Raw genomic sequence first — 25902 nt, 5'->3', positions numbered from 1 at the left:
TCGGGATGGAACGGCGGGGAACGTCGCAGCAGAGGGGCCGTCAGCGTCAGACGACGCCGGCTTCGGCCAGCATCTGCTTCAGTTCGCCGGTGCTGTCGAGTTCGGCAATGATGTCCGAGCCGCCCACGAATTCACCCTTGATGTACAGCTGGGGAATCGTTGGCCAGTTCGAAAATTCCTTGATGCCCTGGCGCACTTCCGCGTCTTCCAGCACATTGACCGTGGTCAGTTGCTTGACGCCGTTGGACTTCAGGAACTGGATGGCCTTGCCCGAAAAGCCGCACTGCGGGAACTGCGCGGTGCCTTTCATGAACAGGACGACCGGATTGTCGGTCACGGTTTCGCGCAGAAATTCTTGTACGTCGCTCATGGCGAACCTCACGTGCTAGGAATTGAATACATCGATTATAGGTACCCGCCGGAAATCCGTTCGATGTCCGACAGGTCTCGGCGGCTGCTTACTCGCTGGAATCCGGCTTCTACCAGCAGCGCGCGCACGGCGGCGGCCTGGTCCCAACCATGTTCCAGCCAGAGGCTGCCCCCGGCATGCAGATGCGGCCGCGCTCCGGCAATGATGATCCGCAAGGCTTCAAGGCCATCGCGAAAATCCGTCAGCGCCTGCCGCGGTTCAAAACGCAAATCCCCTTGGTCCAGGTGCGCATCGCCCGACGAGATATACGGCGGATTCGACACGATCACGTCATAGACCGCCGGCAAGCCGGCCGAGTTCAGCGCGTCGAACCAGCTGCCCTGCGCAAAACGTACAAGGGCTCCCAACGATATGGCGTTCTTTTGCGCCACCGCAAGGGCGTCAGTGCTTACATCGGTCGCAACGACATCGGCATCGGGCCGCGCCAGCGCCAGGGAAATCGCAATGGCGCCGCTGCCCGTGCCCATGTCCAGCACGGCGGGGCGGGACTCGCCTTTCAGGGATTTGCCTTCCAGCGTCTTGCCTTCCAGATCGCCCAGGGCCGTTTCCACCAGCACCTCGGTATCGGCGCGGGGAATCAGCACCGACGGCGTGACCTGGAACCTATGTCCCATGAATTCTTTTTCGCCCAGCAGATAGGCCACCGGTTCACCGGCGCGCCGGCGTTCGGCCAGTTGCTTGTAAGCGCTTACTTGAGCGTCGGTCAGCGGATCCGTGTCATGTGCGATCAGCCACGCCCGATTCACGTGCAGCGCATGGCCCATCAGCACCCGGGCTTCCAGCACCGGCAGTCCGCTGGCGGCGATCAACGAGCGGACATCGGCTGCCGCCACGGCTTACTCGTCGCCCAGCGCGGCCAGCAGCTCCGCCTGGTGTTCCGACGCCAGCGCCGAAATCACTTCGTCCAGGTCGCCATCCAGCACGTTCTGCAGCTTGTACAGCGTCAGGTTGATGCGGTGATCGGTAATCCGGCCCTGCGGGAAGTTATAGGTGCGGATTCGTTCCGACCGGTCGCCCGATCCCACCAGGCTCTTGCGCTGCGCGGCTTCCTTGGCCTGGCGCTCGCGCACTTCCTTGTCCTTGATCCGCGCGGCCAGTACCTTCATGGCCTTGTCGCGGTTCCGGTGCTGCGACCGGTCGTCCTGGCACTCCACCACGATCCCGGTCGGCAAGTGCGTGATCCGCACGGCCGAATCCGTCTTGTTCACGTGCTGGCCGCCCGCGCCGCTGGCCCGGAAGGTATCAATGCGCAAGTCGCTGGTATTGATGTTCACCTCGGCCACTTCATCGGCTTCCGGCATGATCGCCACCGTGCATGCCGACGTGTGGATGCGGCCCTGCGTCTCGGTCGCGGGCACGCGCTGCACCCGATGGCCGCCCGACTCGAACTTCAGCCGGCCATAGGCGCCATCCCCCGCGATCCGTACGATCGCTTCCTTGTAGCCACCCAGTTCCGATTCGCTTTCGGACATGACCTCGACCTGCCAGCGATTGCGCTCGGCAAAACGGGTGTACATGCGCAGCAGGTCGCCCGCGAACAGCGCGCTTTCGTCGCCGCCGGTGCCCGCGCGCACTTCCAGGAACAGACTGCGGCCATCATCGGGATCACGCGGCAGCAGCAACACCTGCAGTTCCGCTTCCAGCTGTTCCAGGCGCAGCTTGCCGCTTTTCAATTCGTCTTCGGCCAGGCCCTTCATGTCGGGGTCCGACAGCATCTGCTGCGCCGTCGCCAGGTCCTCTTCGGTGCCCGTGTACGCGCCGAACGCCACCACCACCGGCTCGAGCTCGGAGCGCTCGCGCGACAGCTTGCGGAAGGTGTCCATGTCCTGGGCCGTGTCCGGATCGGCAAGCAGGCCGTCCAGTTCGGCAAGGCGTCGAGTCAACTGCTCGAGCCGGGACCGCATCGATGCTTTCATTGAAGGCTAGTGGTCGTTACGCGAGGCGCGTGACGTGAAGAGGCGCGGCAACAAGGCCAGCAACTGCTTGCGGTCAGCGCCGTCGCTATGGTTTAGCGCGGCCAGCGGGCCGTGAAGATATTTTTGCGTCAGCCCATGGGCCAACTGCTCCATGACCTGCTCGGGATCGTCGCCCCGCGCCAGCGCCTTGCGCGCCCGGTCGAGTTCGGCGGCGCGCACGGCGTCGGCAGTCTGATGCATGTACTGGATCACCGGCACGACTTCGCGCGAGTCCATCCAGTGCATGAAATTCTGTACCCGCGTCTCGATGATGGCTTCGGCCTGCGTCACGGCCGCCTTGCGGGCATCGGTCGCGGTCTGCACCAGCCGGCCCAGGTCGTCCACCGAATACAGGTAGACGTCATCCAGCCGGCCCACTTCAGCTTCGATATCGCGCGGCACGGCCAGGTCCACCATCACCATCGGGCGATGCCGGCGCGTCTTGGTCGCCCGTTCCACCATCCCGAGTCCCAGGATAGGCAGCGAACTGGCGGTGCTGGACACGATCACATCGAATTCGCACAGCCGATCCGGCAACTCGCTCAACCGCATCGCGCCCGCCGAAAACTTCGACGCCAGCGTCTCGGCCCGCTCCACGGTACGGTTCGCCACCACCATCTTTTTCGGACGGTGGGCAGCCAGGTGCGTCGCACAGAGCTCGATCATCTCGCCCGCGCCGATCAGCAGCACATTGCATTCTTTCAGATCGCCAAACACCCGTTCGGCCAAGCGCACCGACGCCGCGGCCATCGACACGGATTGCGACCCGATCGCCGTTTGCGACCGCACTTCCTTGGCGACGGAAAACGTGCGCTGGAACAGCTGATGCAGCAAGGTTCCCATCGAACCGGCGTCTTCCGCCGCGCGCACCGCGTCCTTCATCTGGCCCAGGATCTGCGGTTCGCCCAGCACCATCGAATCCAGCCCGCTGGCCACCCGGAACGCATGGCGGACGGCGTCGTCCTGCATGTGGCGGTACAGATGCGGCTGCAACTGGCTGCTATCGAACTGGCGGAAATCCGCCAGCCACGCCGGCAGCTGCTCGGCCACGCTGGAATCGGCCGCACAGTAGATCTCGGTCCGATTACAGGTAGACAGAATCGCTGCCTCCGTCACCGCGCCACCAAAGGCCGAACGCAGGCCCGCAAGCGCCGGTTTGAGCAGTTCGATAGGCAGCGACACACGCTCGCGCACCGAGACGGGGGCAGAGACGTGATTCAGACCAAAGGTGAGGACGTCGACAGACATGGCGGGATTCAGGCGCCGCTTGACTAGCGGCTTAGCCTTCCATTATAGGGCAGCACCTGCGCAAGACCGAATTGTATTGGGCGAAGAGGGTAATAGATGCGGACTATCAGGTTGCGTTGGCCCAGCAATCGGAGCTACGTGATTACCCATATTGGTGCATTTAGCGCAGTCAGGCATGATCCAATGTGGTGCGCCGTAGGTAGAAACGCGGTGATTAGCCCTGTCACGGAGACCCCGAACGCATGATCGATGAAAAGCTGCAGCCCATCCTGAACGAAGTCATGAACCGCAATGCCGGCGAACAGGAATTCCATCAAGCCGTCAAAGAAGTCCTGGAAAGCCTGGGCCGCGTGATCGCCAAGCGCCCCTACTACGCCGACAACGCCCTGATCGAACGGCTGTGCGAACCCGAACGCCAGATCATCTTTCGCGTGCCGTGGATCGACGACAGCGGCCAGGTCCAGATCAACCGCGGTTTTCGCGTCCAGTTCAACTCGGCGCTCGGCCCCTACAAGGGCGGCATCCGCTTCCACCCGTCGGTCAACGTCGGCATCATCAAATTCCTGGGTTTTGAGCAGACCTTCAAGAACGCCCTGACCGGCATGCCCATCGGCGGCGGCAAAGGCGGGTCCGACTTCAACCCCCGCGGCCGGTCCGACCGCGAAGTCATGCGCTTCTGCCAATCCTTCATGACCGAACTGCATCGCCACCTGGGCGAATACACCGACGTTCCCGCTGGCGACATCGGCGTCGGCGGCCGCGAAATCGGCTACATGTTCGGCCAATACAAACGCCTCACCAACAAATATGAGGCTGGCGTGCTAACCGGCAAGGCCCTCTTTCACGGCGGATCCCGCGCCCGCCGCGAAGCCACCGGCTACGGCGCCACCTACTTCGTCGAACGCATGCTGGCCACCCGCGGCGAAACGTTTGAAGGTAAACGCACCGTCGTCTCCGGATCCGGCAACGTCGCCATCTACACCATGGAAAAAGTCCTGGAATTCGGCGGCGTCATCGCCGCGTGCTCGGACTCCAACGGCTACGTGATCGACGACAACGGCATCGATTTGGACCTGGTCAAAGAGATCAAGGAAGTGCGCCGCGGCCGTCTGTCGGAGTACGTGAAGCTGCGCGGCGCCGGTGCCCACTACATCGTAGACGGCTCCATCTGGGACATCCCGTGCGCCGTCGCCATGCCGTCCGCCACGCAAAACGAACTGACCGGCCGCGATGCCAAGCGTTTGATTGCCAACGGCGTGATGGCCGTAGGCGAGGGCGCCAACATGCCGTCCACCCCCGATGCCGTCAAGCTGTTCCAGGACGCCCGCGTGCTGTTCGCGCCGGGCAAGGCGGCCAATGCGGGTGGCGTGGCCACGTCGGCCTTGGAGATGCAGCAGAACGCGTCGCGGGATAGCTGGACGTTTGAAAAGACCGAGACACGGTTGGCCGAGATCATGCGGGACATCCATGATCGTTGTGCCGAGACGGCGGACGAGTATGGGGCGCCTGGGGACTATGTGCTGGGGGCGAACATTGCTGGCTTCGTGCGGGTGGCGGAGGCGATGGATGCGTTGGGGGTGATCTGAGTCTGGATCGACTTCAGCGCTGGCTATGCAAAAGTCATGTCAGCGTTTTGACGGCGCCGAAAATTCGTGTATTATTTCGTGCTGTTCAGGGCGCGGCGAAAAAGCAGCGGTCTGGCAGGAAAAGCAGTGCAGAAGTAGAAGTACGGCCTGGTAGCTCAGTCGGTAGAGCAGCGGATTGAAAATCCGCGTGTCGGTGGTTCGATTCCGCCCCAGGCCACCAAGGATATTAGCGAAAGGCCAGTTCTTCGGAACTGGCCTTTTTGCGTTGGGCGACCGACGAGGAGCGACTGGCACCGCCAAGGACGTTGCGTTTAGCGGCTTTGCTTGGCTGTCGGCGACGCCGCCCATTCGACTGCTGGTCAGCTGTGTCGGCTGAACTGTCAGCTAGGCATCTCGCTTGCCCACGCCGCGCGGTGAGCGACGTTTGCCCTGAACTGTGCAAGCAGCACACTGACCGGATGCGGCAGCATGGCTTGGTCGACGAGTTTCGCCTGGCAGCGGCACGAATAGCCCGTCGCTGCCAGGCGTCCCTGCAGGGACGGATTCGCAACGTGCTTCGCCCAGCTCAAGCCATAGATATGTTCGGACTGCCCACGGTTCACACGCTCGTGACCATACAGGCCAGCCATGCCGCAACATCCACTGGCCACGACCTCGATATCCACGCCAAGGCGCGCGCCTACGTCGACCCACGCCGCAGTTGCTGCGGGTGCGTTGGTGCGTTCGGTGCAATGCGGCAGCAGCGCCCAGGATGATCGGGTTGCCGCATCAAACGCGGGCATCGTTTCAAGTCGAGCGGCCAACCATTCCTGAATCAACATGACGTTGGGCGCGTTGTCGGCGCCGAGAGTCTTGGCATATTCGGTCCGATAGGCCAACGTCATGGAAGGATCAATGCCAACCAAGGGCACGCCCGCAGTGGCAAGGTCGTTAAGCATGTCCGCATTACGTGCTGCCGTCTGGCTGAACCTGCCCAGGTAGCCCAGCACGTGCTGCGGCTTGCCGTTGGGACGGTAGGGAACCAGCCATGGCAGGAAGCCCAGCGCCGTCAGCAACTCGCACAGGTCTAGCACCACGTTCGTGTCATAGAACGACGTAAACGCATCTTGAACGATCGCGACACTTCGCGTCTTCTCGTCGTCCGTCAACGTTGCAAAGCGTCCGGCTGATGCAAGGCGCGCGCCTCGACGAGCGGCCTCTGCGACCAAGTCGATTCCTGTCATCGCGGGCAGGGCAACCAGTCCCACGCCGCCCAGCACCGCCCGCCCCGCTCGACTCTGCGTGACGCCGTTGACAAGACGCGGCGCCTTGGCTGCAGCGGGCAAGTAGTGCTCAAGCGAAGCGACAAGCCCGTCTTTGGCAGGCCTTAGATATCGGCCGTAATACAGCTCAAGAAATCGCGACCGGAAGGCGGGTACGTCCACCTTGATCGGACACTGACCCACGCACGATTTGCATGCAAGGCAGCCATCCATGGCTTCTTTGACTTCGGTTGAAAAGTCGGATTTTCCTTGCCGGGCCGACCAGCTATTGACTGTCCGTCGGACAACGTCGATAACATTGCGCCAGCCGGATTGTCCGCGTGCCCGGACGGCAATGTCTGAGGGATCGACGCCACGCTCGGCGAGCATACGAAGCCATTCGCGCATCAGCGATGCACGTCCCTTCGGTGAATGACGACGCTCGCGAGTGCCTTTCCACGATGGACACATGGCGTCATCGGGATCGAAGTTGAAACAGGCTGCATTGCCATTGCAATGCAGCGAATCCTGGTTGGCTGCGCGCACCGCGATAGGGATGGTCCTGTCGAGCGCACCGCGCGTACGTACGGCGTCAATCCGCGTCAGCGAGCGGCCCGGCGGTGCTGCGATCTTGCCAGGGTTCAGCTGATTGTTCGGATCGAACGCCGCCTTGATCTGCTGCATGCGCGAGTACAGATCACCAAAGAACTCAGGCGCGTATTCCGACCGAAATCCCTTGCCATGTTCGCCCCAGAGAACACCGCGGTACTTGCGCGTCAGTGCGACGACCTCGTCCGTGATGTCGCGAATCAAGGCTTCCTGCGCAGGGTCTTTCATGTCCAGGGCGGGACGCACATGCAGGCAGCCCGCATCGACGTGCCCGAACATGCCGTAGACAAGCCCACGCCGGTCCAGCACTGCGCGAAATTCGGCAATGTAGTCGGCAAGGTGCTCGGGCGGGACCACCGTGTCTTCCACAAACGGCACCGGACGGCGTTCTCCAGGCATATTCCCCAGAAGGCCCACCGATTTCTTTCGCATGGACCATATGGCTTTGGCAGCTACTGCGCCGTGAGCAACTGTGTAGCCCCGTCTGCCGGACCGGCCCAGGTCAACCGCCAGCATGCCTTCCACGCGCGCCAGTTTCTCGGCAAGCGCCGCTTCGTCGTCGGCCAGGAACTCGACCACATTGATGCCTTGAGGAGGACCGGCAGCATCGTCCGGAAAATACTCTGCGACCTCCAGCCAGATCGAATCCTTGCGCGCCAAAGCTAGGACGGTTGCATCGACGGTTTCGGTTGCTGCAGCTTCGAGTCTCATCAGTGCAGCGGCATCGCGCAACGCTGCGTCGAAGCTGTCGTAGCGGATGTTGAGCAGGGCCGTACAACGTGGGATGGGCGTCAGCGAGATCTTGGCCTCGGTGACGAAAGCGAGGCTGCCTTCCGCCCCACACAGCACCGAATTGAGATTGAAGCGCCCGCAATGGTCACACAGGTGGACCAGGTCATACCCCGTGACGCAGCGATTGAGCTTGGGAAACGTCGAAGCAATCAGTTCGGCATCATCGACACGGATGCGGTCGAGCAATCGATGGATGGCGCCCACGCGATCAGGACGCGCCTTGGCCACGTCGAACGCAGCCGTGTCCAGCGGGCGGGAATGCCAAGTGGACCCATCGAGCAGGACGGTCTTGAGTTCGAGAACGTGATCACGTGTCTTGCCGTACAGCACCGAACCTTGTCCGCTCGCATCAGTCGCGATCATGCCGCCGATCGTGGCCCGGTTGGAGGGTGACAACTCGGGGGCGAAGAATAGTCCCTGCGCCTCGATGGCAGCGTTCAACTGGTCTTTCACGACGCCCGCCTGCACGCGCGCCCATCGCTCTTCCACATTGATCTCAAGGATCGCGTTCATGTGACGCGACAGATCTACGGCGATACCGTCCGTCAGGGATTGACCGTTGGTGCCTGTGCCCCCTCCGCGCGGCGTAAACGTCACTGCTTCGAAGCGTTGGTCGTCGGCCAACTTGGCTACCCGGATGACGTCGGCCTCGTGACGAGGAAAGACGATCGCCTGCGGAGCCACTTGGTAAATCGAATTGTCGGTGGCAAAAACGGTCCGGTCGGCGTGACTTTGAGTGATATCCCCTTCGAACCCTCGCAGCCGCAATTCGGCAAGAAAATCCACGGTCAATGAGGTGGGATGGTCACTGGGCGACAGGCGAGGAATCATCGGTTGGGAAGTTTAGCGCGTCAGGCTGTAACGGACGCGTCACGGCGGGCGCGTTCACTGCGTTGCACGAAGGTATCCCACACTTCAGGGTTGACGATCCGCGGGGCGCGGACCCCTTTGAACATGTCGATGATCTGGGACGCCGCCATCGCTGCCACGTTATGCCGCCCTTCATGGGACACGCCGGCGGTATGGAATGTCGCCACCACATTGTCCAGGCTGAGCAAAGGGTGATCGAGCGGGGGTGGTTCGGGGTCCCATACATCCAGGCCCGCGCCGGCAAGATGGCCCGTGCGCAGAGCCCCGGCAAGGGCATGTTCGTCATGGATCCCGCCACGCGCCGTGCTGATGAACAGCGCGCCTGGCTTCATCGACGCAAAGCGTGCCGCATCGAACAGGTTCAATGTGCTTTCGTCCCGAGGGCAATGCAACGACACAATATCGGACGTTCGCACCAGGGTATCAAGGTCCACCGGTTCGGCGCCTCTCGATCGGACCGTGTCGTCGGTCAGCAAGGGATCGCAGGCCATTACTTGCATCCCGAATGCCTTTGCAAGCGCGGCGGTCTTCGCGCCGGCATGGCCGATGCCTACCAGACCCAGTGTCTTGCCGCCGATATCGCGCCCCATGACCGATTCCCGCGAAAAGCCGCGAACGGTACGTAGCTTTCGGTCGGATTCCACGATTCTCCGTGACACGGCCAGCATCAAGCCAATGGTCATTTCCGCGACGGCAGCGGCATTGCCGCCGATCTGGCTGACGACCAAGACCCCTGCCCGTGTGCACGCATCCACGTCGACCGTATCGTAACCGGCGCCAGTCGACGATACGCATAGCAGATCAGGGCAGCGTTCCAGCAACGCCCGATGCGCATGAAAGTGCAGCGGCAGTTCGTCCTTGGCGGCGGTGATCTGGTAGACGTGGGCATGTGTCAGGACGTCCCACGCGTGGTCGTCATTGCCCTGCGTTGGTGCAACCGTTACCGCGATCGATGGTTCCTGTTTCAGCCGTTCATCGAATACCGGATTGATCCAAAGGTCGAAGCGTGCAACACGCCAGGGTGTCGAGCTATTCATACGATTTCCTTCTATGCGGGGGCGACGGGCCGATCACTCTTTCGGTTGGGCGTTGGCTAGCGCGCGCAAGGCAACCTTGTTTTTTTCCAGCGATTGCTGCCACTGTTCGCCGCCCAGGTAGGCCAGCACCGGGGCATCCGACGACGCGGCAGCAATGAATTCCGGGTCTCGCAGGCTTTCGGCAATGGCCACGTCGAGGCGCTTCACGATTGCAGCAGGGACGCCCTTCGGCGCGGCAAAACCACGTTCCGAACTCATGGTGACCTTGGTTCCCATCTCAGTCGCTGTTGGAACGCCTGGCAAGGCAGAAGACCGGGTCTCACCGAACTGAACAAGCGCCTTAAGTTGTCCCGAACCGTTGCCGTGTAGTTCCGGCACTTCGCCGGCGCTGACCAGGCCGAAGCTCAAGTGTCCGCCAAGCACGTCGGTCTTTTGTGCAGCGGTGCCTTTGTAGGGAATGGCATTTACATCCACCTTGGCTTCTCGCTTCAACAATTGCAGGGCAAGTTCGCCGTTGGTGCCGACGCCGTTGTGACCGAAGCTCAGAGCGCCTGGTTGCTGACGCATCGCAGCCAGCAAGCCGGCGAACGACGCGACCGGACTATCTGCCCGCGTCACGATCAGTGTCGGATCATCCACGACCCGCGCAATCAACGTGAAATCCTGCGGCTCATATTGCGATTTCTTAATCATCGGCACGTACAGAAAACCCGGCACGTTGATCACCGCCAGGGTGTAGCCATCTGCCTTTGCCTGTTTGACGTGCGCGTTCGCGATTTCGCCAGCCGCGCCGGGTTTGTTGACGACGACGAACTGGGCTTTCGGGCCAAGCCGCTTCTGCACGAAGGGCAGCAGCTTGCGCGCCATCAGGTCAGTGCCGCCGCCCGGCGCGAAGCCGACCACCACTTCAATCGGCTTGTCATCGGGCCACGCAGCCTGTGCGGCCGGCGCTGCCGACAGAAGCAGGGTCGCCGCGGCAAGGGTGGAAAAGTATGCCAGTCTCATCAGTGTCTCCTTTCTTATTAGAGAATGATCGATGCTGACGTTCTTTCCTTCAAGCGATAAATTTGACTGGGTTATAAGTCGTTTTTCGACTTTGCAAGTGGAGCCAGGCAGTCGGGAGGTGACTCGAAATCCGTGGCACGCGTCACGTAGTCCTGCATTGTCTCGAGCAACGTGCGCCCGTCATCGGTGCGGCGAAAGAAACAGTAGTTCAGGCTAGGCAACGGCGGCTCGCTTTTTAAAGCGACTAAGGCGCCTTCCCTCAGCCAGGGTTCCATGAACTGGGACGGAAGAAAGCTGATCCCCATGTCTGCAAGCACCAGCGCAACGATGGCCATGAGGCTGTTGCACCCCAAGGTGCGCTGCAGCGTGATGCCTTGTTCCTGCGACCACACTTCGATGGCTCGTGTCAGCCCGGACCCTTCCGTCATCGTAATGACCGGATGCCGCTCAAGTTCCTTGCGACGCAGGACCGTTCCGGCGTCGATTCGTCCGGGTGAAGCGACCCAGGTAAATTCGACGCGGCCGACCACCTTTGCCGTCACCTGTGTTCCCTGACCCGGCCCGGGGGCAACGGCAAAATCGAGTTCTCCACGCACCACCTTGCGCTCCAGATGTCTTGCCAGGTCCACATAGTGCTCGAGCACCAAGGCAGGATGGTCCCGGTTCACCATGCGGGTGAACGTGGGCAACCACGTCAGTGAAATCAATTCGCTGACGCCAAACCGACAGACGCCGGTCAACCGCGTCCCGGTCAGATCGCTGGCGCGAAATTGTTCCGATAGATCAAGCATTTGGCCTGCAAGCGCAATCAGGCGCTGACCGCACTCGGTAAGCTGCGCGCGCCGGCTGGATCGATCGAACAAAGGTGCCCCGACCGATTCCTCAAGTTCGGCAATTCGTTTTGACAAGGAGGATTGGGTCACATGCAGCCGGTTGGCGGCGATGCTGAAGCTGCCTAGATTCGCGGCCCAGTAGAAAGCTTCGATCTGTTTGAGTGTCATGGGTGCTATCTGAAGTGACGCCGTCGATCAGGGCTTTGAATCGCGGTCCCGCGCGGCGAATTCGGAGCTGATATCGGCCTCGATGAAAAAGCTCGGAAAGTTGGGTCGGCACGCCGCAGAATGAGACGAGCAATCTCTCGGGTTGTACCGTCTAACTTCACAGGGAAGATCGTATTCCAACTGTCAAGCCAGGCAACTAGCTCCAGCGTGTAAGCTAGCGCCTTTCCCACCGTGGCACACAAGATGCCATGCACAAGGCAGTCATGACCGAGCGTTCAGATTCCGACGACGAGTGCTATTTTGCTGAGACCTACACACCGGCGTTGCTTGCGCAGGCAAGTCAGCTGATTTCCGCCGAATTCCATGTGATCGTACAGAACAATGGATTCACCATCTCGGACTGGCGAGTGCTGTCGACATTGTCGAGTGGCAAACCGATGAGCATCGGCGAACTGGCCCAGATTTCGGTTACTAAGCAGTCGACGGTCACCCGTCTTCTGGATCGGCTCGAGGCCCAGGGCTATGTCAAGCGACTTCCCCATGAGTCAGACCGCAGGATCACGCTGATTACCGCCACCCCGCGCGGCAAGCGGATGACGGCGAGCCTTATCGCCGAGGCCAAGGCGCACGAGGAACTTGTCCTGGCGCCGCTCGGCAAGAAAAAATCCGACGAACTGCGAGCGACGCTGCGTCTGTTGATCAAGTTGCATCGGGCACCTCAGTTTCCTTCGTGACGCGCTCCGTCGAGTTTGAGGCGCAACTCTTTCGCCTGGCGTCCAGCACGCCTCAAACGTACTTGCACTTGCGATGTTGCCAATGTTCCTTGAAAAAGATTTCCACACTGCAGAAAGTGGACAGGAGCAACAGAAACCGTACCGGCTTGACGATCTCCTAACTCCACACTTGGCCGTCGTTTGACATCATTGGTCTACGGGAGGCAACAAAATGGAGTTGGTGAAAAACGCTTGGTACGTGTGCGCATGGCCTAAGGAAATCCGCGCTGGCGAACTGCTGGCAAGAAAAATCTGCGGCGAATCGTTGGTGTTTTTTAGAGACGATGCCGGAGAAGTGGCAGCTTTGGAAGATAGATGCTGCCACCGTGAATTGCCTTTGTCCAAAGGCCGTATCGAAGGCGGCACTATCCGCTGCGGCTACCACGGCTTGCGCTTCAACGGCGAGGGTAAATGCGTTGAGTGCCCGATGCAGGAACGCATTCCTCCTGCCGCAACCGTGAGAAAGTACCCAACAGTTTTGCGCCATGGTTGGGTCTGGGTCTGGCCCGGCAATCCTCAACTCGCCGACGAAGGCGCCATACCTGAAATTTTTGCCCGCAACGATCATCGCGGCTGGACATCTTGCGGCGACGTGACGTTTGTGAAAGGCAATTACCAGCTGATCAGCGACAATTTGTTGGACTTGACGCACGAGACGTATGTCCACAGCACTTCCCTCGGCAGTCAGCACGTTGTGGAGCATCCCATTCATGTCTCACATGATGACAGGAGCGTCACTGTGCAGCGATTGATGCCGGATCATGAGCCAGCGCCCTTCTGGAAGGCGATGCTATTCGAGAAGTTGGGCAGGCATGTTAACGCCGACCGATGGCAAGTCGTCAATTTCATTCCGCCCGCAAACATCGTTCTTGATGTAGGTGTCGCACCTGCAGGAAGCGGCGCGTTGCATGGCGACCGTTCCGCGGGAGTCGAAGGTTGCAACCTCAACGCCATCACCCCAGCCGACGACGAGTCCACTTGGTATTTCTGGGCATTCTCCCGCAACTTCAATCAGGCTGACGCTGACCTGTCGAGGAAGATTCTTCAGTCAGTGGCAGGGATCTTTGATGAAGACAAAGATGCGATCGAAGCTGTGCAAGCCAAGATGAAAGAGCAGCCTGACCGTGAAACCATGAGTCTAGTCACCGACAAGGGACAGCTCATCGCGCGTCGTCTGGTCAAAGGTCTTATTGAGTCCGAGCATACGCGTAAGGCCTCGGCGTAGCTCTTCCGCTACGCGCCCCTGCGTGCATCTACCTGAGCATAGGGCGCCCGCGTATCAAAGCCTCAACTGATTGGACTCTTCAATGACAAATTCTGCTTCTCTTGCCTTTCCGGATCTCACCCGTCTCGCTCCGCGCGCCGGGTCCAAGGTAGTCATCGCCGGCGGATGCGGCGGTCTGGGCCGAGTACTCGTCCAAGCCAGTATTGACAACGAACTCGACGTTTGCGTGATGGATTTGCAGGTGTCTATCGACAGGCACCCGCCACCCTCGGGAGTGTTAAGTATCGCCGTCGATGCGACCAATGAGGAATCTGTAAAACTCGCCTTCGAGCAACTGCAGGATATCTGGGGTCACATCGATCATTTGTTCTTCATGGTAGGTTTTGCGTTAGTGCCTATCCGACCGCTTGAAGCCGTTTCACTCGATGACTGGGAGCGAATTCAGGCAGGGAATCTTCGTTCGGCCTTCCTATGCTCGCGCGAAGCATTGCCGCTGCTCATGAATTCCGCTGCACCAAGCATCGTCAATGTGTCTTCGGGCCTTGGGGTGAACTTGCTTAAAGGTTACGGGGCTTATGGTGCCGCCAAGGCTGGACTGATCGGCTTAACAAAGGCCTTTGCAGCAGAGTACGCGCCGAAGCTGAGAGTTAACGCGCTGGCGCCGGGCGCGGTACTAACCGCGTTTATGGGCGGTGGAACGGGATACAGCAAAGAGGTAACCGAGGAGTGGGCCTGGTTTACCGATAATCAAGACAAACATCTGCACCTGATTCCTTTAGGCCGCATTGCGGTACCTGAAGATGTGGTCGGCCCAGCACTGTTCCTGGCAAGCGAAGCGGCTAGATTTATCACGGGTCAGACTTTGCATGTAAACGGTGGACGAATCACTCCCTGATCGATTGGCGATCCCTACTTCGCAGCGACGAGTTCCGACGGCGTCAACGATACCGCCGGAGCCTCTTTCAGCAAGGAACCATGAATGTCTATATTCAGAACATTGCCGACTCAGTCGGCTCTATTGCCAGTATCGACAACCTACGCAGCAGTCGCATTGGCGCTCTCGGAAGGCACCGCCGCGGCTTTGAAGCACCTCCTCAATGTGCCGTATGGCCCCCTGGATGACCATCGTCTCGACCTGTATTTTCCAGAGGAATCCCACAAGCCCTGTCCGGTTTATATCGGCATCCATGGTGGCAACTGGTCCCACGGATTCAAAGAGTGGTTCGCATTCGGCGCCGGTCCGTGACAAGGCGCGGCGCGATCTTTGTGGCTATCGACTATCGACTTAGCGGCATCGAGAAATTCCCTGCCGCGTTGGACGACTGTTTGGCCGCCGTAGCGTGGACAAAGCAGAACATCGCTCACTATGGCGGCGACCCAAATCAGATTTTTATAGGAGGCCATTCGGCAGGTGGGAATCTGGCTGCGCTCGTGACACTTCGATCGGACCGCCATGTTTTTTTCGGACTGGAGCCTGGTGATATCAAGGCGTGCTTTCCCTTCAGCGGGATCTACGACCTGAGGCACTCGAGTCGATATGCCGAAAATCCGAGCATTGGCTCAATCGACGCGTGGCTGACCTCGCAAGACGATGCCCACGCTGCGTCCCCCATTTGCCATACGAAGAACAATGTCACTCCGTTCTTCGTATCTTGGTCGCAATATGATGCGCCATTGATGTTGGCTCAAGCGTTGCCTTTCGTAGCCGCATTGGTCGAAACCGGCACTTCCGTGAAGAGCCATGTCTTCCCAGCGTTCGACCACTTCCATATCCACCTTGACCAAATCAGGGACGCCAACTACTTCAACGACGTGTTGCTTAGAACCATGTTTCCCACCTAACGCTGAAGCGTTTGCGTGGGCGATTCACCGAAACGTTTCCTGTAGCTGATGGAAAAGCGTCCAGCATGATTGAAGCCCCATTCATAGGCAACGTCGACGATAGACCTCCCATTACCTGTCAGAAGCTCTTTACGCGCACCTTCAAGACGTAGCCCACGCAGAGCGCACATCAAGCTTGAACCGCGATGTCGGCGGAAGCTGTGGCACAAGGTGCTCACCGACACCCCAGCGTATTCCGCGACATCAGTCAGAGTAATAGCATCAAGCAAATGATCTTCGATATATTGTTCTGCGCGTCTTACGCAGCTCGGCACGTTAATGCTCGAGTCATTGGCTCGCTTGAGCGCCTCACTAAAGTTGTGCGATTGGTGAATCAACAAATGTGCAATGGCTGCTTCTTCCATATGCCCATGAATAATCGGGCTTATGGCACACGATTCGGCAGGTGGCGCGCTGCCCAAGACATACTCCATCAGATGTTTCCATGCTTGACCCGTCGGGGTTCGCAAGTCCATGCCTATTCTGAACTGCAAAGACCCTCCAAGGTCATGACCCAAATAGGAGCTACAGGCTTGCTCAAGCTTGCTGCGGGGAATTTTCAGCATTACATGACGGCAATCCCTCTCCCAGAGCGCGCGAAAGGGGATGGTAGGCGCAATGACGCCCGCCATATCGCATGACAGAAGCGTTTCGTTGCCCTCGTGATAAACGCGGCTCTGACCTGCTTGCAGCATTTGAATGAGCAGGTAGTCATCGAGCCGACCGGGATCTGCCTGGACGATCGATCCATATTCAAGCTCGCAAACCCGCATGGAGCCGACGGATCCCTGACGAAGGGAGGCTCTAAAGCCAACGCTTCTTACGTCAAGATGATGGGCACTCAGGGTGTTGGTGACGTGGTGATGCATCTCATGCGCGTCCTTTGAGCGAACCACCTCGCTGTTCTTGAACACGCCGGCATCTAGAAGTGGGGGAGCGAAGGTTGCCACAGGGACCTCATCAATGGAGGGCACAACTAACGGCTCCCTGCCTACAGCGAGCCTGCTCGGTGTTCCGTCGTGATGTTGAACGTATCACACATCAGGTCTGTCGGCTCCACCTCAAACGCCGATATAACGCTCCCAAAGCATCCGGTCATCTGCCAGTGCCTGACTGGGACCTTTCCACACCACCTTGCCTCGTTCGATGATGGTGTGGCAATCGGCTATGGTGACGAGCCGGTCCACGTATTTGTCTACCACCAGAATGGTCTGGCCTTGTGCGCGCAACTTGCTAAGACACGCCCAGATTTCCTCTCGGATAAGGGGAGCGAGTCCTTCTGTTGCCTCGTCCAGAATCAGCAAGTAGGGATTCGTCATCAGTGCGCGACCGATCGCCAGCATTTGCTGTTCGCCTCCCGATAGCTGATTGCCCATGTTTCTTCGACGCTGCTTCAGGCGTGGAAACAGGTCGTAGATGCCGTCGAGTGTCCAGGGTTCCCGTGTGCTGTTCCGGTTCGCACTGAAGGCAACAAGATTCTCTTCGACCGACAGATTGGCAAAGATGCGTCGTCCTTCGGGCACCACTGCCATGCCCATACGAGCGATCTTATCTGCCGATAGTCGCTCGATGGCATGGCCGCGAAACCGGATCGAGCCAGACTGAGCCTGGGTCAGGCCCAGCACTGATCGAATCGTGGTGGTCTTGCCCATGCCGTTTCTGCCAAGCAATGTCGCGACCTGACCTTCAGCAATGGTCAGGCCGACGTCAGCAAGAATCTTGCTGCTTCCATACGACGTGTGGACGCCTGCCACGTCAAGCAATGCACTCATGCCGCCACCTCTTCAAATTCGTCGCCCAGGTAAGCCTTGCGCACTTCGGGATGGCGTCGGATCTCGTCCGGCGTACCCGTGGCGATGACCCGACCGAACACCAGGGTCGAGATACGATCCGCCACCTTAAACACCGCGTCCATGTCGTGTTCGACAAGCAGGATCGTCACGGAGCGCTTAAGTCCCAAAAGCAATTCGACAAGTTGCCCGGATTCTTCATGACCCATTCCCGCCATCGGCTCGTCAAGCAGAAGCATTTTTGGACGCATTGCCAAGGCAAGCCCGACTTCAAGTTGACGTTGCTCTCCGTGCGACAGCATGGCAGCCGACTGCCCCAGCTTGCTTCCAAGCCCGACGCGGATGGCCAATTGTTCCGCCTCTTCGAGACGAGTCTGAACGTACGATGCGCGTCGCCACATTCCTAGCGTTTCGCGCGTGCGACCCTGGATCGCAATCGTCAGGTTTTGATGGACAGAGAAAGGCTTGAAAATGCTGGTGATCTGATAGGACCGAACCAGGCCTTGCCTCGCCCGCTTGTCGATCGACGAGCCGGTCACGTTTTCGCCCTGGAAGAAAATGTGGCCGCTGGTGGGTACCAAGGCGCCGGACAACTGGTGGATCAGGGTCGTCTTGCCTGCACCGTTCGGTCCGATCAGCGCATGAATGTCGCCTTCCGATACGTCCAGGCAGGCCTTGTCTGTTGCCAGCACGCCGCCGAAGCGCTTGACCAGATTGTCGATGCGTAAGACCGTGCTCATTTGGGCGTCCTCTTCAGAATCAACCGCGATATTCCCTGGGGGGCTACCAGCACGGCCACGAGCAAAACGACGCCCAGGGCCAACTGCCAATGTTCGGTGTACCCAGACAGGCTTTCTTCCAGCACACCATAGATGATTGCGCCGATGATGCCCCCGTAAAGGTGGCCGGCACCCCCCAGAATGACCATGACCATCAGAACGCCCGATTGCGTCCAATGCATGAGTGAAGGGCTGACGAAGCCTGATTGATGAGCGAGCAGGGCGCCGCTTACCCCCGCCAGTGCGCCGGCAACCATGAACGCAATGAGCTTATGCCTGAACGTGTTCACGCCAAGGGATGCGACCCGCGTTTCGTTGATGCGTATTGCTTCCAGAACGTGTCCGAAGTTGGCGTTGACCAATCGCTGGATGAAGACCACGACGCTGGCGAGCATCAGCACCGCAACGTAGTACAGGGCGGTGTCGTCAAGGGGTTCCAGAACCGGCCACATTGATCCTCTGGCGCTCAATGACAGTCCGTCCTCGCCACCGAGAAACTTCAGCGAGATCGCCACGTAGTACAGCATCTGAGCAAAGGCCAACGTGATCATGATGAAGTACACGCCGTGCGCACGCAGGCTGATGAGCCCGATGACTGCCGAGACGACAGCGCCCAGTCCCATGGCAACCGGAAGCGCAATCCACAGCGAGGTGACCTGGTTCATCATCAGCGCCGCTGCAGCGTAGGCGCCTACGCCCATGAATGCGGCATGGCCAAAGCTGACCATGCCGCCAAAACCCAGGATCAAATTCAAACTGGATGCGGCCACGGCGTAGATAAGCACGCGTGTGACAGGTGACAGGAAATACTCCTGCCCATAGAAATGCGCCGCAATGGGAAGTAACAGAAGGCCCAGGAGTATGGGCAGGGTGACGGCAGCACTCAACGAGTGGGACGTCGCCCCCGACACCGAACGCAAGGGCGTCGCCGTCGGTGTCGCGGCTAAGATTGAAGCTGCTTGCATGGTGATGTTCTCGGTAATGTCACAACGTCGGGTCACAACGTCTAGGCCCCGACGGGGAAGAGACCCTTGGGTTTCCAGAACAGGATCGCTGCCATTAGCAGATAGATAAGAATGGCTGCCAGAGCGGGCGCAACGCTGGATGCAACCTCGGGGCCAAAACCACTGAACAGCGAAGGAATGACTGCGCGGCCCAACGTGTCGATCATGCCGACCAGAAGCGATCCGACGAAAGCGCCGCGCACCGAGCCGATCCCACCAATGACAACGACCACGAAGGCCAGGATCAGGATGCTTTCGCCCATACCGACCTGCACCGCGAGCAGGGGTCCAAGCATGCCGCCCGCCAGCGCGCATAGCGCCGCGCCGCAGGCGAACAGTCCGCTGAACATCCAGGAAACCTTGGCGCCCATGGCCTCAGCCATTTCGCGGTCTGCCGCGCCGGCACGGACCTTCATGCCAATGCGGGTCTTGGAGATCAGCACATACAACGCTGCGGCCACCAGGGCGCCTACCGCCATGATGGCAAGGCGGTAGGCGGGATATTCGAACCCAGGAAAAAGTTCAACCGGACCGGCAAGCGACGCAGGCGGGTTGAAGGTAAGGGGCTGCGGTCCCCACAAAATGCGCACCGACTCGTTCGCAATCAGGATGATGGCGAACGTGCCAAGCACTTGCGAGAGATGATCCCGCTTGTACAGTTGCCGCAGGATTGTCATCTCCAGCAGTACGCCTACACAAGCCGTCACACCGATACCCAACAGCATGCCGAGCCAGAAGGAATCGAGCGCCTGTGTGAACGTGGCAATCAGGTAGGCCCCGATCATGTAAAGCGATCCATGAGAAAGGTTGACGAGGTCCATGATGCCAAAGACTAGCGTAAGGCCAGCAGCAAGCAGAAACAGCATCAATCCGAACTGAATGCCGTTCAGCGTCTGCTCAAGAATGACTGTGTTCATTTCATCTTGCATTCGGCTGCGAACGCATCCTTGTGATTGGCGAGCGCGGTGCCGATCAACCGGTTGCCTAGCTTGCCGTCTGGAAGCGCCTGGACCTGGCGCATGTAGATGTTCTGAATCGGGAACTGGTTGGTGTTGAATGCGAACTGACCGCGTACCGAGGCAAAGTCGGCGCTTTTCAGTGCGACCCGGAACGCTTCCTTGTCGGTGACCTTGCCGCCTGTCTTCTTTGCAGCGCTATCGATGAGGCGGGCCACATCGTACGCTTGCGAGGCATACAGCGTCGGCATGCGCCCGTATGTCGTGTTGAAGTCTTTCACGAACCGTTTGTTGGCCTCGTTATCAAGGTCGGATGCCCATTGCGAAGCATTGAACAGTCCGGTCATCGGCGCACCTACCGATTTGATGACATCCTCATCAGCGGAAAATCCTGTTGTCAATATGGCCATCTGCTTGTCGAGCCCGGCTGCATTCAACTGTTTGATGAAGTTGACGCCCAGGCCGCCTGGCAGGAAATAGAACACGGCGTCCGGCTTGACGGACCTCAGTCTGGCAAGCTCTGCCGAGTAATCGAGCTGGTCCAGCTTGGTATAGATTTCGTCGGTGACGGTGCCCGTGTACAGACTCTTGAATCCATTGAGCGACTCGCGGCCGCCGGGATATGCAGGCGCAACGATGGCTACCTTCTTGTAGCCCTTTTCGTTGGCAAATTTGCCCATTGCAGCAGGCAAGTCCTCGGTCTGCCAAGCGGCGGCAAAGAACCTCGGGTCACATTTCTCGCCCGCGTAATCCTGAGGTCCGGTATTGGGAGAAATGTAGATCGTGCCGCTCTGCAGTATCTGCGGAAGCACCGGCAACAGTACGTTCGAGAACGCCATGCCTGTGATCAGGTCGACCTTGTCTCGCTTGATGAGGCGGTCCACCGTTTTGCGCGCCGCTTGCGGATCCTGGTGATCGTCAACGATGGTCATGTCGACATCCATGCCGCCCAGTTTTCCGCCGGAGTGCTTGAGGCCCAGATTGAAGCCGTCTCGAATCTCATTACCGATCACGCTACCGGGGCCGGACAGCGTGGTGAGAAACCCGATCTTGAGGGTGTCGGCGTTAGCCGCAAACGATGCACCGCAAAGCACACCTGCAGTCAGAAGGGCGGCCGGCAAGCAAGTCAGGCGGCGGAAAGGCGTTGATGTCATGTCAGTGTTCCGAAGATGCGGGTTGATCCTTGCGACCTATTTGAAGGACGGCCCATTCTGGCGAAGGTGTTGCTGCAGGGCTATCCGGATCTTGCAAATTGAGGTGGCGACCTATCCGCCATGTGCCGACCAAACGAATCAACGGCCATGCGAGGACAAATGCCAGCGATCATCGGATATTGCGTCCCGAGGGGCAGCGGGATAATTCATCACCGCCTGGCGCTGAGCGCTGCAGGCGTCATATGAAACGTGGAGGCAACGTGGGCAGCACGATCGTTTTAGGCATAGAGCGGGCAGAGGCGATCACATCAAGAGTGCGTCGGCTGGTGCTGGTGCCAACAGATGGGGCCCCGCTCGCGTCGTTTGCGCCCGGTTCACATATCGAGCTTCATGTGCCGGCGTCGGGAACACGTCCGGTGATGCACCGTGCCTACTCGCTGGTACGCCCGTATGTCGATGGGGACTCTTACGAGATCGCCGTTCAGCTTGAAGAACAGGGCACGGGTGGGTCCAGGTGGGTACACGAGTTGGCGGTGGGTCAGACCATTACTGCCTCATTTCCCAGAAATGACTTTCCCATGAAAGGCGCGGACTCGAGACCCCTTCTGATCGCGGCAGGGATCGGCATCACGCCGATCCTTTGCATGGCACTTGGCCTGTTTCACGAAGGCAAGGCATTCGACCTGCATTACGTTGCCCGAGACGCCAGCGATGCGGCATTTGCCGACGAGGTCGGATCATTGCCCAATGCACATTGTTGGTTCGATGGAGGCGATCCATCCAAGGGCATCCCGCTGCTTGAGGTAATCGGGGCGCCGCAGGCCGGACGACATTTGCACGTCTGTGGGCCCAAGGGATTCATAGGCGCGACGCTTGCAGCGGGGCGCGAGCTCGGATGGCCGGAAGAGCAGTTGCATTGCGAACTATTTGCCGGGAGCTTGCCTGTTGGCGGTGACCGCAGCTTTGCCGTTGAACTCAGGCAGACCGGCGTGACGGTCGGTGTGGTCGCAGGGCAATCCATCATGGAAGCTATGGAAGCCGCGGGAATCGAGACGATGTTCGATTGCCGACGCGGTGACTGCGGTATCTGTACGGCCCAAATTATCGAAGGGCAGGCCGATCATCGGGACTCCTGCCTGAGCAGCAGGGAGCGCGAAGCAGGAAGCATCTGCATCTGCGTCTCGCGATCGATGTCGGAAAAATTGGTATTGGACCTCTAATCAGGAGAACGCAAATGACGCTTACCAACGAAGCGCTGGCTGGACTCGTACGAGAAGATAGCGTGCACAAGAGCGTGTACACAGACCCGGATATCTTCGCGTTGGAGATGCAGCGGATCTACGGCAAGGCCTGGATCTACGTCGGCCACGACAGCCAGGTGCCCAAGACAGGCGATTACCTGGCGACACGTATCGGGGACCAGGATGTCGTCATGGTTCGTTCGCAGAGCGGGGCGGTCAATGTGGTCTACAACCGCTGTCCGCACAAGGGCGCGAAGCTGGTCGGTGAAGGGTGTGGCAACACCGGAAAGTTCTTCCGCTGTCCGTACCACGCATGGACCTTCAAGCTGGATGGCAGCCACTTTTCGCTGCCCTTGCGCAACGGTCTTGAAGGCACCAATTACGATCCCGAAAACCCTGACTTCTCGATGAAGAAGCTTGCCCGGGTCGATACCTACCGCGGCTTCGTCTTCGCAAACCAATCGGAAGATGGGCCGGACCTCAAGACATTTCTGGGCGGCGTCGCGTCCTCGATCGATAACCTGTGCGACCGCTCGCCGGTCGGAGAGGTAGAAGTGGCGGGGGGCGTCTTTCGTGTGCTCCAGTTCTCCAACTGGAAGGTTTTCTACGAAAACCTGCACGACACGATGCACGCTCGGGTCACCCATGAATCGTCGTTCGTTGCTGCGCGTGAGCAGGCTGCCGAAATTGGCGAAATGCCGTTTGAACTGTTGATTATGGACGGCAACGGTGAACCCTACGACTTTTGGGAGAAGCTGGAACTGCGCGCGTTCGAGAATGGACATGGCTACATGGAAGGAATTTTTGACCCTACGGCCGCAACACGGGACCCGGTGACGCGCGAGCATTTCCAAACGTTGGTCACCGCCTATGGTGAAGAGCGCGCGAAGGAAATCTTCGGAATGAATCGCCACAACACCGTCATTTACGGTAGCGGCGCGCCCCACAACGTGTTCCAGCAATTCCGCGTCATCCGGCCCATGGCAGTGGATCGCACGATGGTCGAAATCCAGACGTTCCGGCTTAAGGGCGCACCCACGGCGGTCTTCGATCGGGCACTGACCTACGCGAACCTGATCAATTCGCCATCTTCGAATGTCATGCCGGACGACGTTGAGGTCTATCGACGTTGTCAGGAAGGCAACAACACCAACGGTGGCGATTGGGTCAGCCACCATCGCTATGTCGGTACCGACAAGCAGCTTCCTGATGGAATGGCTTCGATCAACGGCACCAGCGAGCTGCCCATGCGCAATCAGTTCCGCGCCTGGCGCGAATTCATGGTCGACGATTCAACCGTCTGACGCACCGGCAAACAGGAGAACCATCGTGGTGTTGCTTGATCGCAGTTTTGACGTATCGATAGTGCCGCATGCCAAGGTCACGCTTGTCGGTGAACCGCTGGATGTGCTTTCGCAGTTCATTTTCAACGAAGCGAGCTTGCTCGACGACGGGGACTTCGAGTCCTGGTTGCAGCTCTGGGATGAAGACGGCCGGTATTGGGTGCCGCGTTTTCACAGGCAGGTCGATCCATTCGAAGAAGTTTCCCTGTTCTGGGAAGACAAGATGTTGCGTGAATTGCGGGTGCGCCGGATCTCCAATCCCCGCAACTGGTCGCAGCAGCCGCCCACGCGTACCAATCACTTGGTGGGCGGCGTCAGTGCCCTGGGCCTGGATGCCGCGGGTCGACTCATCGTACGGTCCAGCCTGAACTTTACCGAGTGGCGGCTTGAGCAAAGGGTGTTGGCCGCCACCGTGCATCACAAACTAATCCCGACCGAATCGGGCGGGTGGCGCATCTACATGAAGCGTGTGGACCTCATCAACTGTGATGCCACGTTTGCAAGCCTTGAGGTGTTCATTTGACTGGAAGCTCGGTGGCGTTGCTTGCGCTGCACTTCCAGAACGACGTGTTGCACGTGGACGGCAAGATCCGGGTCGGTATCGATGACGAGGCTCATCGCTCCAAGCTCATCGACCACGCCCGCCGTCTGCTGGCCGACGCCAGAAATCTGGGCTGGCTGATCGTGCACGTGCGGGTGGCTTTTCGCCCCGACTACGCCGACCTTCCGCGGAACATGCCCATCTTCGGGCGTGTCGCCGACATCGGCGCGGTGCAGGACGGCTCCTGGGGAGCCGACTTTTTCGATACCCTCGCGCCGCTGTCCAGCGACAGGGAATTTGTGGTCACCCACAAAAGCATCAGCGCTTTTCGAGGCACGCATCTGGACAGCCTGCTCCGACAGCATCGCATTGCCCGGGTCGTCGCCGCAGGCGTGGCAACCCATTCCGTCGTCGAAAGCACGGTGCGGGATGCGGCGGAACATGGCTATGACGTCAGCGTCGTGGCCGATGCCTGCACGGCAGCATCGCGCACGGCGCACGATGCTGCCCTAGCTTCCATGGCCCTCATGGCGGATGTCACGACATTCGGGTCCGACGCGTGGCGCGTGCTGACTCAACCGATTCATCCAACTCAGTAGGGGCTTGCATGACAGACATGGTCAACAAACTTGCCGGCAAGGTCGCGCTGGTAACGGGCGCGACAAGCGGGCTTGGCTCCGATATTGCCAAGGAACTTGCCGCCGCGGGCGCCGACGCAGTTTTTGTGGCGGGTCGGGACCGCGCGGCGGGGCAGGTCATCGTTGATGCCATCGGACCGTCCGCATTCCTGATGGTGTTGGACATTACCGATGACGATGCCTTGGACCGATGCGTGGAACATATCGTCGCGCAAAGCGGTCGCATCGACATCCTGATTAACTGTGCTGCGATCTACGAAGATGCAGGGCTCGCGTCAACGCGTGCGCAATGGCACAGCACGCTGAATGTGAACCTGGTATCGGCTGCGGTGTTGACCTGCAAGGTGGCGCCACACATGCCGCCAGGCGGCGCTGTCGTCAATCTGTCGAGTATCGGCGGCAAGTTCGGTGCAGCAGGGCGCGCGGTGTACCCGGCGTCAAAGGCCGCCCTTCTGCAGATCACGAAGAATTTTGCGGTGGAACTGGCTCCAGCAGGCATCCGGGTCGTATCGGTGTCGCCGGCGTGGACGTGGTCGCCGATGCTGGCGAAGGTCAGCGGGGGATCGATAGACGTTGCCGACCGGGTGGGCGGCGCGTTGCATCCGCTTGGCCGAGTCGGGCGTGGCGAAGAGATTGCCAAGGCGGTTGTCTTTGCGGTCAGCCCTGACGCGTCCTGGATTACCGGCACTGATCTCGCTGTCGACGGCGGCTTTGCTTGCCTGGGCCCTGACCAGGGAATGTCCGCATCTCGCTGGTTCGACAAGCTGTCGCAACCGTCAACGTAGTTCGTCGTCAAGGGTCGA

General features: G+C 59.5%; 25 protein-coding genes and 1 tRNA gene. 12 read left to right on the top strand and 14 right to left on the bottom strand.

What is annotated here, in order from left to right:
* Nucleotides 1-46 precede the first annotated feature (46 nt).
* From grxD to hemA, 4 genes are read right to left on the bottom strand one after another with little or no spacing between them, the layout of a single operon-like run.
* The gene (grxD, locus tag HD883_RS15280) at nucleotides 47-370 is read right to left on the bottom strand and encodes a Grx4 family monothiol glutaredoxin (protein ID WP_179583942.1); all 324 of its coding nucleotides are present in this window, start codon (nucleotides 368-370) and stop codon (nucleotides 47-49) included.
* Between the two features lie 35 nt (nucleotides 371-405).
* The gene (prmC, locus tag HD883_RS15275; RefSeq protein WP_179583944.1) at nucleotides 406-1263 is read right to left on the bottom strand and encodes a peptide chain release factor N(5)-glutamine methyltransferase; all 858 of its coding nucleotides are present in this window, start codon (nucleotides 1261-1263) and stop codon (nucleotides 406-408) included.
* Between the two features lie 3 nt (nucleotides 1264-1266).
* Nucleotides 1267-2346: a peptide chain release factor 1 gene (gene prfA, locus HD883_RS15270; RefSeq protein ID WP_179583947.1), complete on the bottom strand. Its 1080-nt coding sequence runs from the start codon at nucleotides 2344-2346 to the stop codon at nucleotides 1267-1269.
* Between the two features lie 6 nt (nucleotides 2347-2352).
* The gene (gene hemA, locus HD883_RS15265) at nucleotides 2353-3633 is read right to left on the bottom strand and encodes a glutamyl-tRNA reductase (protein WP_179583949.1); all 1281 of its coding nucleotides are present in this window, start codon (nucleotides 3631-3633) and stop codon (nucleotides 2353-2355) included.
* 242 nt (nucleotides 3634-3875) lie between these two features.
* Between hemA and gdhA the strand changes: the two genes are divergently transcribed.
* Nucleotides 3876-5219, top strand: a complete 1344-nt coding sequence (gene gdhA, locus HD883_RS15260) for an NADP-specific glutamate dehydrogenase (RefSeq protein ID WP_179583951.1) — start codon at nucleotides 3876-3878, stop codon at nucleotides 5217-5219.
* Between the two features lie 144 nt (nucleotides 5220-5363).
* Nucleotides 5364-5439, top strand: a tRNA-Phe gene (locus tag HD883_RS15255).
* A gap of 160 nt (nucleotides 5440-5599) precedes the next feature.
* Here the strand turns inward: HD883_RS15255 and ydiJ are convergent.
* From ydiJ to HD883_RS15235, 4 genes are all read right to left on the bottom strand, one after another.
* Nucleotides 5600-8692, bottom strand: a complete 3093-nt coding sequence (ydiJ, locus tag HD883_RS15250) for a D-2-hydroxyglutarate dehydrogenase YdiJ (protein WP_179583953.1) — start codon at nucleotides 8690-8692, stop codon at nucleotides 5600-5602.
* 20 nt (nucleotides 8693-8712) lie between these two features.
* Complete coding sequence (locus tag HD883_RS15245; protein WP_179583955.1) at nucleotides 8713-9768, bottom strand: hydroxyacid dehydrogenase; 1056 nt, start codon at nucleotides 9766-9768, stop codon at nucleotides 8713-8715.
* Nucleotides 9769-9801: 33 nt separating this feature from the next.
* Complete coding sequence (locus HD883_RS15240; protein WP_373563374.1) at nucleotides 9802-10674, bottom strand: tripartite tricarboxylate transporter substrate binding protein; 873 nt, start codon at nucleotides 10672-10674, stop codon at nucleotides 9802-9804.
* Between the two features lie 170 nt (nucleotides 10675-10844).
* Nucleotides 10845-11774 (bottom strand): LysR family transcriptional regulator, encoded by a 930-nt coding sequence (locus tag HD883_RS15235; RefSeq protein WP_179583958.1) that lies wholly within the window; start codon nucleotides 11772-11774, stop codon nucleotides 10845-10847.
* A gap of 263 nt (nucleotides 11775-12037) precedes the next feature.
* Between HD883_RS15235 and HD883_RS15230 the strand changes: the two genes are divergently transcribed.
* The 5 genes from HD883_RS15230 to HD883_RS15210 all read left to right on the top strand — a co-directional run bounded on the left by HD883_RS15230 (nucleotide 12038) and on the right by HD883_RS15210 (nucleotide 15614).
* Entirely contained in the window at nucleotides 12038-12508 is a 471-nt protein-coding gene (locus HD883_RS15230; RefSeq protein WP_179583960.1) for a MarR family winged helix-turn-helix transcriptional regulator, read from the top strand.
* 211 nt (nucleotides 12509-12719) lie between these two features.
* Nucleotides 12720-13772, top strand: a complete 1053-nt coding sequence (locus HD883_RS15225) for an aromatic ring-hydroxylating dioxygenase subunit alpha (RefSeq protein ID WP_179583962.1) — start codon at nucleotides 12720-12722, stop codon at nucleotides 13770-13772.
* 82 nt (nucleotides 13773-13854) lie between these two features.
* Entirely contained in the window at nucleotides 13855-14667 is an 813-nt protein-coding gene (locus tag HD883_RS15220; RefSeq protein ID WP_179583963.1) for an SDR family NAD(P)-dependent oxidoreductase, read from the top strand.
* Between the two features lie 84 nt (nucleotides 14668-14751).
* Nucleotides 14752-15018, top strand: a complete 267-nt coding sequence (locus HD883_RS15215; RefSeq protein ID WP_179583966.1) for a hypothetical protein — start codon at nucleotides 14752-14754, stop codon at nucleotides 15016-15018.
* A 20-nt stretch (nucleotides 15019-15038) separates the two neighbouring features.
* Nucleotides 15039-15614, top strand: coding sequence for an alpha/beta hydrolase (locus HD883_RS15210; RefSeq protein WP_179583968.1), 576 nt, complete (start codon nucleotides 15039-15041; stop codon nucleotides 15612-15614).
* On the opposite strand, the gene HD883_RS15205 is transcribed toward HD883_RS15210, so the two are convergent.
* The 6 genes from HD883_RS15205 to HD883_RS15180 form a co-directional block, all read right to left on the bottom strand.
* Nucleotides 15611-16603: an AraC family transcriptional regulator gene (locus HD883_RS15205; protein WP_179583970.1), complete on the bottom strand. Its 993-nt coding sequence runs from the start codon at nucleotides 16601-16603 to the stop codon at nucleotides 15611-15613. The genes HD883_RS15210 and HD883_RS15205 overlap by 4 nt on opposite strands.
* A 111-nt stretch (nucleotides 16604-16714) precedes the next feature.
* Nucleotides 16715-17425 carry an ABC transporter ATP-binding protein gene (locus HD883_RS15200; protein ID WP_179583972.1) on the bottom strand — a complete coding sequence of 237 codons (711 nt, stop codon included), beginning with the start codon at nucleotides 17423-17425 and terminating at the stop codon, nucleotides 16715-16717.
* The gene (locus tag HD883_RS15195) at nucleotides 17422-18183 is read right to left on the bottom strand and encodes an ABC transporter ATP-binding protein (protein WP_179583974.1); all 762 of its coding nucleotides are present in this window, start codon (nucleotides 18181-18183) and stop codon (nucleotides 17422-17424) included. The genes HD883_RS15200 and HD883_RS15195 overlap by 4 nt, the downstream gene beginning before the upstream one ends.
* Nucleotides 18180-19187, bottom strand: a complete 1008-nt coding sequence (locus tag HD883_RS15190) for a branched-chain amino acid ABC transporter permease (protein ID WP_179583976.1) — start codon at nucleotides 19185-19187, stop codon at nucleotides 18180-18182. Before HD883_RS15190 ends, HD883_RS15195 begins: the two co-directional genes overlap by 4 nt.
* A 41-nt stretch (nucleotides 19188-19228) precedes the next feature.
* Nucleotides 19229-20143: a branched-chain amino acid ABC transporter permease gene (locus HD883_RS15185; protein ID WP_179583978.1), complete on the bottom strand. Its 915-nt coding sequence runs from the start codon at nucleotides 20141-20143 to the stop codon at nucleotides 19229-19231.
* Nucleotides 20140-21336, bottom strand: coding sequence for an ABC transporter substrate-binding protein (locus HD883_RS15180; protein WP_179583980.1), 1197 nt, complete (start codon nucleotides 21334-21336; stop codon nucleotides 20140-20142). Before HD883_RS15180 ends, HD883_RS15185 begins: the two co-directional genes overlap by 4 nt.
* Nucleotides 21337-21596: 260 nt before the next feature.
* On the opposite strand from HD883_RS15180, the gene HD883_RS15175 reads away from it, so the two are divergent.
* Genes HD883_RS15175 through HD883_RS15155 form a run of 5 tightly spaced genes read left to right on the top strand, consistent with a single transcriptional unit; the run spans nucleotide 21597 to nucleotide 25884 of the window.
* A complete protein-coding gene (locus HD883_RS15175; RefSeq protein WP_373563373.1) occupies nucleotides 21597-22556 on the top strand; it encodes a PDR/VanB family oxidoreductase in 960 nt (319 codons plus the stop codon).
* 14 nt (nucleotides 22557-22570) lie between these two features.
* On the top strand, nucleotides 22571-23881 hold the full coding sequence (locus HD883_RS15170; RefSeq protein WP_179583990.1) for an aromatic ring-hydroxylating dioxygenase subunit alpha: 1311 nt from the start codon (nucleotides 22571-22573) through the stop codon (nucleotides 23879-23881).
* 28 nt (nucleotides 23882-23909) lie between these two features.
* Nucleotides 23910-24443: an aromatic-ring-hydroxylating dioxygenase subunit beta gene (locus HD883_RS15165; protein WP_373563372.1), complete on the top strand. Its 534-nt coding sequence runs from the start codon at nucleotides 23910-23912 to the stop codon at nucleotides 24441-24443.
* 11 nt (nucleotides 24444-24454) lie between these two features.
* Nucleotides 24455-25060, top strand: a complete 606-nt coding sequence (locus HD883_RS15160) for a cysteine hydrolase family protein (protein ID WP_373563371.1) — start codon at nucleotides 24455-24457, stop codon at nucleotides 25058-25060.
* 17 nt (nucleotides 25061-25077) lie between these two features.
* Nucleotides 25078-25884, top strand: a complete 807-nt coding sequence (locus tag HD883_RS15155; protein WP_179588543.1) for an SDR family oxidoreductase — start codon at nucleotides 25078-25080, stop codon at nucleotides 25882-25884.
* Nucleotides 25885-25902: the final 18 nt, after the last annotated feature.

It is taken from the genome of Pigmentiphaga litoralis, assembly GCF_013408655.1.
Lineage (GTDB): Bacteria > Pseudomonadota > Gammaproteobacteria > Burkholderiales > Burkholderiaceae_B > Pigmentiphaga > Pigmentiphaga litoralis_A.
Note: the sequence above shows the minus strand (reverse complement) of the source record. Positions and strands in the feature narration are given on the sequence as shown.